The following is a 7,705-nucleotide window of genomic DNA, read 5'->3' as shown; positions in this document are numbered from 1 at the left end:
GCCCTCATCCACGCGGCTCACAGGACACACCACCACTGCCCGCGCAGGCCCGCACCGCACACGCGAGCCCAGATCGCCCCCCACACCCAGCCACCACACCACAGCAAGCACCAACCCGACGAATCTCACCCACCCCCATGCCGTGGTGGTACATGGGGCCTGAGTAGGCTTGAGCCAGAAGGACTGCGTGATTCCCCGAGGCAGTCGGCCACAGGAAGAAGGACCATGGCTCACGACAGGGCGTATGACAGGAACGACGGCGCTCGACGATCCGGTGGCGCGCGCGGCGACCGCCACGGCTTCGGCACTCGAAGTGGCAACCGCTCCGGTGGTGGGAGCCGACAGCACCGCTCTTACCGGCAGGATGACCGTTCCGGTGATTACCGGGGCGGCGGTGGCCGCGATGGCGGCTATCGCGGTCACGACTACGGTGAGCGCTCCGAGCGCCGCCCCTACGGGTCCCGCGATGATCGTCGCGGCGGCTCCGGGGGCTCCCGGGGCGGTCGCCTCGGCGGGGACCGCCGCAATGGCCGCCCCGGTGCGCGCGATGCCCGTCCTCTCCAGCGCAACCGGATTCCCGAGCCCCGCGTGCCCGCCGACGTCGAGCCCGCGCAGCTCGAGGCCTCCGCGAGGCGCGAGCTGCGCGCCCTCGGGCGCTCGAACGCGGAGAACGTCGCCAGGCACCTGGTGATGGTTCAGCGCCTTGTCGAGACCGACCCCGCTGCGGCCTACGAGCACGCCCGCTACGCCGCCTCCCACGCAGGCAGGATCGCCGTCGTCCGCGAGGCCGCGGGGATCGCCGCCTACCTCTCCGAGCACTACTCCGATGCCCTGCGCGACATCCGCGCCGCCCGCCGACTGTCCGGCCTCGACCTCCACCGCGCCATCGAGGCCGACTGCGAGCGGGCCCTCGGTCGCTATAACCAGGCCCTCAAGGCGGCCGCGGAGGCCGACCCCAAGCAGCTCGATGACGTCGAGGAGGCCGAGATCGCCATGGTCGTCTCCGGCATCCGCCACGAGATGGGCCAGGACGAGCTCGGGCTCGTCGTCATCGAGGACGCGATCCGCCTCTTCCGCGGGGACCGGGAGACGCTGCGCCGCCTCCACTCCGTACGAGCCGACCGCCTCGAGGACCTCGGGCGCGCACAGGAGGCCGACGCCATTCGCGAGCGCATCGGGGAGGCCCCCGAGCCTGCCGAGCCGGGCGTCGAGGTCTACGACGTCGAGGAGGAGTCCGAGGAGGAGCGGGCGGCCCAGGCCGCCGGAGCTGACGAGCCCGAGTCGGCCGACTGCCCCGAGCAGGACGAAAGGCTCGCCGAGGCCCTGACCGATGACATCGATGCCTCCGAGGACTCAGATGACTCGGAGCCCGGCGACGTCGCCAAGAGCACCAGCGAGCACGCCTCCGGGGGCCTCAGCTCCCCCCGCGGCGCCGACGTCATCGAGGACGAGCTCATCGAGCACCTCCAGTCCCACGGCATCCCCGCCGACGCGGGTACTGATCCAGCTCAGGACTCCGACGGCGCCCACAGCGAGGAGGCCCGAGCATGAGCTCCGCACCCCTGCCTCCGGGCCTCCTGGGGAGCGCCTCCCCCCTGGCCAGCGCCTACGATGGGGCCCTGCTCGACCTCGACGGCGTCTGCTTCGCCGGCGAGGCCCGCGTTCCGCACGCCGCCGACTCCGTCAACGCGGCGCGGGCCGTGGGCATGCGACTCAGCTTCGTCACCAACAACGCCTCGCGGGCGCCGCGCACCGTCGTCGACAAGCTGCGCGCCAACGGCATCCAGGCGGAGCCCGGCGAGGTCTTCAGCGCCGCCATGGACGCGGCCGTCATGCTCACCGAGCACCTCGCCCCGGGCTCGCTGTGCCTCGTCGTCGGTGGCGACGGCGTGCGCCAGGCGCTCCTCGACGAGGGCTTCACTCTCACCGACACCGCCGCGGACCGTCCGGCCGCCGTCGTCCAGGGCTGGGACCCCGCCGTCGACTGGGCCATGCTCTCCGAGGGCCTCTACGCGATCACGGCCGGGGCCCTGCACGTGGCCACCAACCTCGATGCCACCCTGCCCACCGAACGCGGCTTCGCCCTGGGCAACGGCAGCCTCGTGGCGGCCATCGCCCACGCCTCCGGCAAGGAGCCCTTGGCCGGGGGCAAGCCCTTCCCCGGTATCTACGAGCGCGCCCTGGCCCGCAGCGGCGCCACGAGCCCGATCGCCGTGGGGGACCGGCTCAACACCGACCACGTCGGGGCCCGCACCGCGGGGATCCCCGGTCTCCACGTGCTCACCGGGGTGAGCACTGCCCGCGACGTCATCCTCGCCGACCCCGCCGAGCGCCCCGCCTTCCTCCACACCGACCTGCGCGGTCTCATCGAGGCTCACCCCGAGCCCATGAGCGACGGGGCCTGGTGGAGCGTCGGTCGGGAGCGCGCGCGCGTGAGCGGCGGTCGCCTCGAGCTCGCCGGGGCCGGCCCCCTCGAGCGCCCTGCCACCGTGACCCTCGACGCCTATCGGGCTCTCGCCGCCGCTGCCTGGGCCGGCGCCGACGCCACTGGCGGCTCCCGGGCGGGCGCCCAGGTGCTCGGCCTGCCCGAGATCACCGTCGCGCCGTGAACGGATATCCCCGATGAGCACCGAGCGCCAGCCAGGCCCGGTCCCCGGGCCCAACGAGGCGATCCCCGCCGCGCCATTGCCCGGCCCCGGCCGCGAGCAGCGCCTCGCCGCGGCCTCCCAGGAGGGCGTCGGCGCTGCGGAGCGGCTCGATGCGCTCGCCGATGAGCCGCTGGAGGCGCGGGCCAGGGGCCTGGCGGACCTCGCCGAGGACCTCCGCTCCGCCCTGCGGCTGGCCGAGAGCTGAGGCTGCTCATGGCACGGCTCATCCGCATCGACTCCGAGCTCGTCCGGCGTGGCGTCGCCCGCTCGCGCGCCCATGCCGCCCAGCTCATCACCGACGGCCGCGTCACCCTCGACGGCGCCCTCGTGACCAAGCCCGCCCGTCAGGTCGACCCCGCGCAGGCCATTGAGATCGTGACGCCCAGTGGGGACGACTACGTCTCGAGAGGCGCCCATAAGCTCGCCGGCGCCCTCGACGCCCTTGAGGCCAGGGGTCTCGCCCCGGCGGTGGCGGGGCGCCGCTGCCTGGATGCCGGAGCCTCCACCGGCGGCTTCACAGATGTGCTCCTTCGGCGCGGTGCTGTCAGCGTCGTCGCCGTCGACGTCGGCTACGGCCAGCTCGCCTGGTCCCTCCGATCCGACCCCCGCGTGCGGGTCCTGGATCGTACGAACGTGCGCACCCTCGAGCCCGCCGCCGTCGCCCCAGCGCCCGGGCTCGTGGTGGGCGACCTGTCTTTCATCTCCCTGACTCTCGTCCTGGAACCGCTCCTGCGGGCCTCGGCCGACGACGCCGACCTCCTCCTCATGGTCAAACCCCAGTTCGAGATCGGCAAGGAGAGGCTCGGGCACGGGGGAGTGGTCCGCGACCCCGCGCTGCGCCTCGAGACGATCCTCACCGTCGCCGGGCGCGCCCACTCCCTGGGCCTCGGCATCGACGCCATCACCGCCTCGCCGTTGCCGGGCCCCTCGGGTAATGTCGAGTACTTTCTGTCCATGCATGCGGGTAGTGCCGGGAGTGGCGCCGACCTCACCGGCGATGCCCTGATCGCCGAGGCCGGGCGCGCCGTCGCCGAGGGCCCCGACGGCAGGGGCGCCAGATGAGGGAGGACGAGCAGCTGATGACCGCACCGACAGCGCCGGATCAGCGGCGCGACCACAGGATCACGCGCGTCATGGTGGTCCGGCGCGACGTCAACGACCAGCCTGTCCCGCCCGGGCAGCGGCGCTCCGCCTCCACGGCCACGGCCGGGGCGCGCGCCGAAGCGGCCCTGCGCGACCATGGCGTCGAATGCGTCGACCACCGCTTCCTGGGGGACATCGACCTCGTGCTCGTCCTGGGCGGGGACGGCACGATCCTGCGCGCCAGCCAGATCGCCCGAGACAAGGACGTGCCCCTCGTGGGCATCAACACCGGTCACGTCGGCTTCCTCGCCGAGGCGAACCCCGACGCCGTCGAGCACGTCGTGGCCGAGCTCGTCGCCGGGCGGTACACCGTCGAGGAGCGCATGACCCTGGAGGTGACCGTCGAGAGCCCCGAAGGGGCGATCCAGCACGGCTGGGCCCTCAACGAGGCTGCCTTGGAGAAGCGCGACCGCGCGCGCATGCTCGAGCTCGCCATCGGCGTCGACGGGCAGGCCGTCTCCTCCTTCGGCTGCGACGGCCTGGTCATCTCCACCCCCACCGGCTCGACCGCCTACGCCTTCTCCCTGGGCGGGCCCATCATCTGGCCCGAGGTCGAGGCCCTCCTCCTCGCCCCCATGGCCGCCCATGCGCTGTTCACCCGCCCCCTCGTCGTGGCACCGACATCCTGCCTGGAGGTCATCATCGACTCCACAGGCTTCGACGGTGCCGAGATCTGGTGCGACGGGCGCCGCAGCCTCGATGTCGTCGCGGGCAGTCGCATCCGCGTCACCCGCGGGAAGCGCCCCGTGCGCCTGGCCCGGCTCAACGACGCCCCCTTCTCGCGCAGGCTCGTGCGCAAATTCGATCTGCCCGTGCAGGGATGGCGGGCGGCCAGCGAGAACGGGTTGGGCCATTGATCGAGTCCCTGAGCATCGAGGACCTGGGAATCATCGAATCCGCTGAACTGCGCTTCGGTCCCGGTCTGACCGCGCTGACAGGCGAGACCGGGGCCGGTAAGACCATGGTGCTCACCTCCCTCGGCCTGCTCCTGGGCCAGCGCGCCGGGGCCTCGGTCGTGCGCACCGGCGCCCGGCGGGCCCTCGTCGAGGGCGTCTTCCTCACCGACCCCGACTCGCCGGCCGGACGCCGCGCCGCCGAGGCCGGTGCCGAGCTCGACGACGACCTGCTCATCGCCACGCGCGCCGTGCCCGCCGAGGGCCGCTCACGGGCCCATCTCGGGGGGCGCTCGGTACCCTCATCCGTTCTGGCCGAGGTGGGGTCGCGACTCGTGGCCGTCCACGGACAGGCCGATCAGTTGCGCCTGCGCTCCGCCGCCGCCCAGCGCGCCGCCCTGGACTCCCTCGGCGGGTCCGAGCACGCCGCCCTGTGCCGGCGCTACGCCCACGCCTACCGGCAGCGGGCGCGCGCTGCCGAGGAGCTGGCGCAGTGGCGGGCCGGGTCCCAAGCGCGCGCTGAGGAGGCCGCCCGCCTGCGCGCCTGGCTGGAGGCCATCGAGGCCGCCGACCCCGCTCCCGGGGAGGACAGCGCCCTGGAGGCCGAGGCCGGCCGCCTGGAGCACGCCGAGGACCTGCGCCTGGCCGCGACCGCCGCGGCCGCGGCTCTGACCGCCGATGCCGATCCGGCCGCGGGCGGTTCGGAGGCCGTCGACGTCGCCTCCCTCATCGCTGCCGCCGGGCGCGCCCTGGCCGGCGTCGACGGCCTCGACCCCGCCTTGACCGAGCTCGCGGCCAGGGTCCGCCAGCTCGGCATCCTCAGCGCCGACATCGGTGCCGACCTCGGCTCCTACCTCTCCGGCCTCGACGCCGACCCCGCGCGCCTGGCCTGGGTCAATCAGCGCCGTGCCGAGCTGACCCGCCTGTGCCGTGAGACCGGTGGTGCCGCGGAGCAGATCGACGGTGTCGACGCTCTCCTGAAGTGGGGGCGGGGCGCCGCCGACCGCCTCGCCCGCATCGACGGGCCCTCCGACGGCGCAGAGGAGCTCCGACAGGCACTCACGGAGGCCCAGGCCGAGCTCGAGGCCACCGCCGCTGAGCTGAGCGCCGCCCGGGCCGGCCTGGCCGAGCGGCTCCAGGAGTCCGTCACCGTCGAGCTCGAGGGCCTGCGGATGAGCGGGGCCAGGCTCGTTGTCGGTCTCGAGGCGCTTGACGAGCCCGGGCCCACCGGCGCTGAGTCGGTCTCCCTGCTGCTGTCACCGCATCCCGGCGCGACCCCCATGCCGCTGGGCAAGGGGGCCTCCGGCGGAGAGCTCTCCCGGATCATGCTGGCCCTGGAGGTCGTCCTCGCCGACGCCACCATGACCGAGCCCGCCCTCGGCGCGCAGGACGGCGGCGCGGCACCGGATCGGGAACACGCCCGCACCTTCGTGTTCGACGAGATCGACGCCGGCGTCGGCGGGAAGGCCGCGCGCGAGATCGGGCGGCGACTGGCCCGACTGGCCCGCGGCCACCAGGTCATCGTCGTCACTCACCTGGCACAGGTGGCCGCCTGGGCCGACACCCACCTCGTCGTCCACAAGGAGACCCCGGCAGGCGGCGGCGCACCGGACGGCGCTGATCACCCCGGCGACGCGAGGATCACGCGCACGCGGGTCACCCGTGTCTCAGGGGGTGAGCGCGAGCGCGAGCTGGCGCGGATGCTGTCCGGCCACGACGATTCCGAGGCGGCCCTGCGGCACGCCGCGGAACTCCTGGCAGAGGCCTCCATGGCAGAATCGAGCGCGTGAGGTTCCCGTTCCACAAGCACTCGCCCCCGGACGACCGGCCAGTCGGCGTCGTCCGCGTCGATGCCCGTACTAAGGACCTGGTCAAGCGCCTCAACCCGGGTGATATCGCCGTCATCAACCACTCGGACCTGGACCGGGTGGCCGCCGAGTCCCTCGTGGAGAAGCGGCCCGCCGCAGTGCTCAACGCCTCGCCGTCCGTCTCCGGCCGATACCCGAACCTCGGTCCCGGGATCCTCGTGGATGCCGGAATCCCCCTCATCGATGGCCTGGGCGCTGACATCATGCGCCTGCGCGAGGGCGATCGGATCATCGTCGCCGACGGCGCGGTGCGTCTCGAGGGCGAGGACGCGATCATCGCTGAGGGGACCGTGCAGACTCCCGGGAGCGTGGAGGCCTCCATGGAGGTGGCCAAGGAGGGCCTGGCCGTCCAGCTCGAGGCCTTCGCCGCCAACACTATGGAGTACATGAAGCGCGAGCGCGACCTGCTGCTCAACGGGATCGGCATGCCCGAGATCCGCACCTCCATGGCGGGCAAGCATGTGCTGGTCGTCGTGCGCGGCTACTCCTACAAGGAGGATCTCAAGGCCCTGCGCTCCTACATCCGCGACTGCAAGCCGGTCATCATCGGCGTCGACGGCGGGGCCGATGCCGTCATCGAGGCCGGGTTCAAACCCACCATGATCGTGGGCGACATGGACTCCGTCTCGGACAGGGCGCTGCGCAGCGGCGCGGAGATCGTCGTCCACGCCTACCGCGACGGGCGCGCCCCCGGCCTTGCCCGAGTGGAGGCCCTCGGCGTCGACCACGTGGTGTTCTCGGCCACGGGCACCAGCGAGGACATCGCCATGCTCATGGCCGATGAGGCCGACGCCGAGCTCATCGTCGCCCTGGGCACTCACGCCACTCTCCTGGAGTTCCTCGACAAGGGCAGGGCCGGCATGTCCTCCACCTTCCTGACCCGTCTCAAGGTCGGGGGACGCCTCATCGACGCCAAAGGCGTCTCGCGGCTCTACCGCACCCGTATCTCCAGCTGGCACCTGTTCTTCCTGGCCGTGGCGGGGCTGTTCGCCCTATGGGCGGCGCTCCAGTCCACCCCCGCCGGTCAGACCTTCTTCGGCCTCTTCGGCGCCACCTGGGATGATTTCATCAACTTCCTGAGGTCGCTCGTGGGCCTGTCCCCGAGAACCCCGTCCCTGTGACGATCCGCCCCCGCGCTATTCGTCGATGCACG

The 7,705-nt window shown here is 73.0% G+C and carries 7 protein-coding genes; all 7 read left to right on the top strand.

The features are described 5' to 3' along the window. Positions 1 to 225: 225 nt before the first annotated feature. The 7 genes from B1H50_RS10150 (at position 226) to steA (ending at position 7,673) form a co-directional block, all read left to right on the top strand. The gene (locus B1H50_RS10150) at positions 226 to 1,551 is read left to right on the top strand and encodes a tetratricopeptide repeat protein (protein WP_416171281.1); all 1,326 of its coding nucleotides are present in this window, start codon (positions 226 to 228) and stop codon (positions 1,549 to 1,551) included. Then, complete coding sequence (locus B1H50_RS08260) at positions 1,548 to 2,609, top strand: HAD-IIA family hydrolase (RefSeq protein WP_080463302.1); 1,062 nt, start codon at positions 1,548 to 1,550, stop codon at positions 2,607 to 2,609. The genes B1H50_RS10150 and B1H50_RS08260 overlap by 4 nt, the downstream gene beginning before the upstream one ends. A gap of 13 nt (positions 2,610 to 2,622) precedes the next feature. Further along, positions 2,623 to 2,853 (top strand): hypothetical protein, encoded by a 231-nt coding sequence (locus tag B1H50_RS08255; protein ID WP_080463301.1) that lies wholly within the window; start codon positions 2,623 to 2,625, stop codon positions 2,851 to 2,853. A gap of 8 nt (positions 2,854 to 2,861) precedes the next feature. After that, positions 2,862 to 3,710 (top strand): TlyA family RNA methyltransferase, encoded by an 849-nt coding sequence (locus B1H50_RS08250; RefSeq protein WP_080463300.1) that lies wholly within the window; start codon positions 2,862 to 2,864, stop codon positions 3,708 to 3,710. A gap of 71 nt (positions 3,711 to 3,781) precedes the next feature. After that, positions 3,782 to 4,648 carry an NAD kinase gene (locus B1H50_RS08245; protein WP_080463309.1) on the top strand — a complete coding sequence of 289 codons (867 nt, stop codon included), beginning with the start codon at positions 3,782 to 3,784 and terminating at the stop codon, positions 4,646 to 4,648. Next, the gene (gene recN / locus B1H50_RS08240; RefSeq protein WP_080463299.1) at positions 4,645 to 6,474 is read left to right on the top strand and encodes a DNA repair protein RecN; all 1,830 of its coding nucleotides are present in this window, start codon (positions 4,645 to 4,647) and stop codon (positions 6,472 to 6,474) included. The genes B1H50_RS08245 and recN overlap by 4 nt, the downstream gene beginning before the upstream one ends. Beyond that, the gene (steA, locus tag B1H50_RS08235) at positions 6,471 to 7,673 is read left to right on the top strand and encodes a putative cytokinetic ring protein SteA (RefSeq protein ID WP_080463298.1); all 1,203 of its coding nucleotides are present in this window, start codon (positions 6,471 to 6,473) and stop codon (positions 7,671 to 7,673) included. Before recN ends, steA begins: the two co-directional genes overlap by 4 nt. Positions 7,674 to 7,705: the final 32 nt, after the last annotated feature.

Origin of the sequence: Actinomyces gaoshouyii, from assembly GCF_002072175.1 — a bacterium.
GTDB lineage: Bacteria > Actinomycetota > Actinomycetes > Actinomycetales > Actinomycetaceae > Actinomyces > Actinomyces gaoshouyii.
The sequence above is the reverse complement of the archived record's forward strand: the minus strand, read 5'-3'. Positions and strand labels throughout refer to the sequence as shown.

What these genes read in the sequence shown, in the direction of transcription:
- B1H50_RS08245 (WP_080463309.1), top strand. Translation starts at nt 3,782, where the DNA reads ATGGTGGTCCGGCGCGACGTCAACGACCAGCCTGTCCCGCCCGGGCAG.
- B1H50_RS10150 (WP_416171281.1), top strand. Translation starts at nt 226, where the DNA reads ATGGCTCACGACAGGGCGTATGACAGGAACGACGGCGCTCGACGATCC.
- B1H50_RS08260 (WP_080463302.1), top strand. Translation starts at nt 1,548, where the DNA reads ATGAGCTCCGCACCCCTGCCTCCGGGCCTCCTGGGGAGCGCCTCCCCC.
- B1H50_RS08250 (WP_080463300.1), top strand. Translation starts at nt 2,862, where the DNA reads ATGGCACGGCTCATCCGCATCGACTCCGAGCTCGTCCGGCGTGGCGTC.
- B1H50_RS08255 (WP_080463301.1), top strand. Translation starts at nt 2,623, where the DNA reads ATGAGCACCGAGCGCCAGCCAGGCCCGGTCCCCGGGCCCAACGAGGCG.